Source organism: Mesorhizobium sp. M7A.F.Ca.MR.362.00.0.0 (assembly GCF_004023175.1).
In the GTDB taxonomy this organism is placed as follows: domain Bacteria; phylum Pseudomonadota; class Alphaproteobacteria; order Rhizobiales; family Rhizobiaceae; genus Mesorhizobium.
The window spans coordinates 11638-13264 of the sequence record NZ_RZTF01000121.1; the positions used below are offsets into that span (position 1 = coordinate 11638).

Annotated in this window: 2 protein-coding genes; both read left to right on the forward strand. The window is 63.7% G+C overall.

From position 1 onward, the window contains the following. The coding region (gene nuoN / locus EOC06_RS16680; RefSeq protein WP_245469660.1) for an NADH-quinone oxidoreductase subunit NuoN at window positions 1-1329 on the forward strand (1329 nt) is incomplete at its 5' end. 5 nt (window positions 1330-1334) lie between these two features. Continuing rightward, window positions 1335-1627 (forward strand): biotin--[acetyl-CoA-carboxylase] ligase (locus EOC06_RS42665; protein ID WP_368773588.1); only part of this gene is annotated, 293 nt, incomplete at its 3' end.

A 1627-nucleotide genomic window follows, 5' to 3' on the forward strand; every position in this document is an offset into this window, starting at 1 on the left:
GCCAACACGGTAACCGGCCTTGCGGTGGCCGTGCTGGCGATCGCAGGCGCCTGGCTGATCTTCCGGACCGGGCAGGGCAGCGCTTACGGCAATGCCTTCATCCAGGATTCCTTCGCCCGCTTCATGAAGGTGCTGGCGCTGGTCGGCTCGGCGGTGACGCTGGTGATGTCGATGCGCTTTGCCAAGGCTGAACGCTTCGACAAGTTCGAATATCCGGTGCTGATCCTGCTGTGCACGCTCGGCATGATGCTGATGATCTCCGCCAATAGCATGATCGGGCTCTATCTCGGCCTCGAACTGCAATCGCTGGCGATCTACGTGCTGTGCGCGATCAACCGCGACAATCTGCGTTCGACTGAGGCTGGCCTCAAATATTTCGTCCTCGGCGCGCTGTCGTCGGGCATGCTGCTCTATGGCATCAGCCTGGTCTATGGCTACACCGGCAACACCGGCTTCCAGGAGATCGCTTCTGCGCTCGGCAGCGGCGAGCGCCAGCTTGGCCTCGTTTTCGGCCTCGTCTTCGTGCTGGCCGGCCTGGCCTTCAAAATCTCGGCGGTGCCGTTCCACATGTGGACGCCAGATGTCTATGAGGGCGCGCCGACACCGGTGACGGCCTTTTTGGCGGCGGCGCCCAAGATGGCGGCGATGGCGCTGATGGTGCGCGTCACCATGGGCGCGTTCAAGCCGATCGCCGCAGACTGGCAGCAGATCATCGTCTTCATCTCGATCGCCTCGATGGCGCTTGGTGCTTTCGCCGCCATCGGCCAGACCAACATCAAGCGGCTTATGGCCTATTCCTCGATCGGCCATATGGGCTACGCGCTGGTCGGCCTTGCCGCCAACAGCCAGGCCGGCGTGCGCGGCGTTGCCATCTACATGTTGATCTATCTGGTGATGACGCTCGGCACCTTCGCCTTCATCCTCGCCATGCGGCGCAAGGAAGGCAATGTCGAGCAGATCAGCGACCTGGCCGGCCTGTCGTCGACCAATCCTATCATGGCGACGATCCTGACCATCCTGATGTTCTCCCTGGCCGGCATTCCGCCGCTCGCCGGCTTCTGGGGGAAATGGTACGTCTTCCTCGCCGCCATCAACGCCAATCTCTATGCGCTGGCGATCATCGGCGTGCTGGCCTCGGTGGTGGGCGCCTATTACTATTTGCGCATCATCAAGATCATGTGGTTCGACGAACCGGTCGGCGGCTTCGTGCCGATGGCGACGGAATTGCGTGTCGTGCTCGGCGTCTCCGGCGCCTTCGTGCTGTTCTACGTGCTGATCGGCGGGCCGATCGGCACCTATGCCGAAGCCGCCGCCAAGACGTTTTTCTAGTCGGCATGGCATTTCGGCTGGCTCCAACCTCGGCGTCGGAAGGGTTCCGGCTCGAGGCGCATGAGAGCGTCGGCTCCACCAATGGGCTGGCACTGGACCACGCAAGGGCAGGCGACCCCGGCAGATTGTGGGTCGTTTCCAAGAAGCAGGAAAGCGGGCGTGGCCGGCGCGGCCGCGTCTGGGCGACCCCCGAAGGCAACCTCGCGGCGACGCTGCTCGTCATCACCAAGGCGGAGCTTCGCCTTGCCGCGACGCTGGGCTTCGTCGCCGGACTGGCGCTGGCCGATGCGCTCGACGC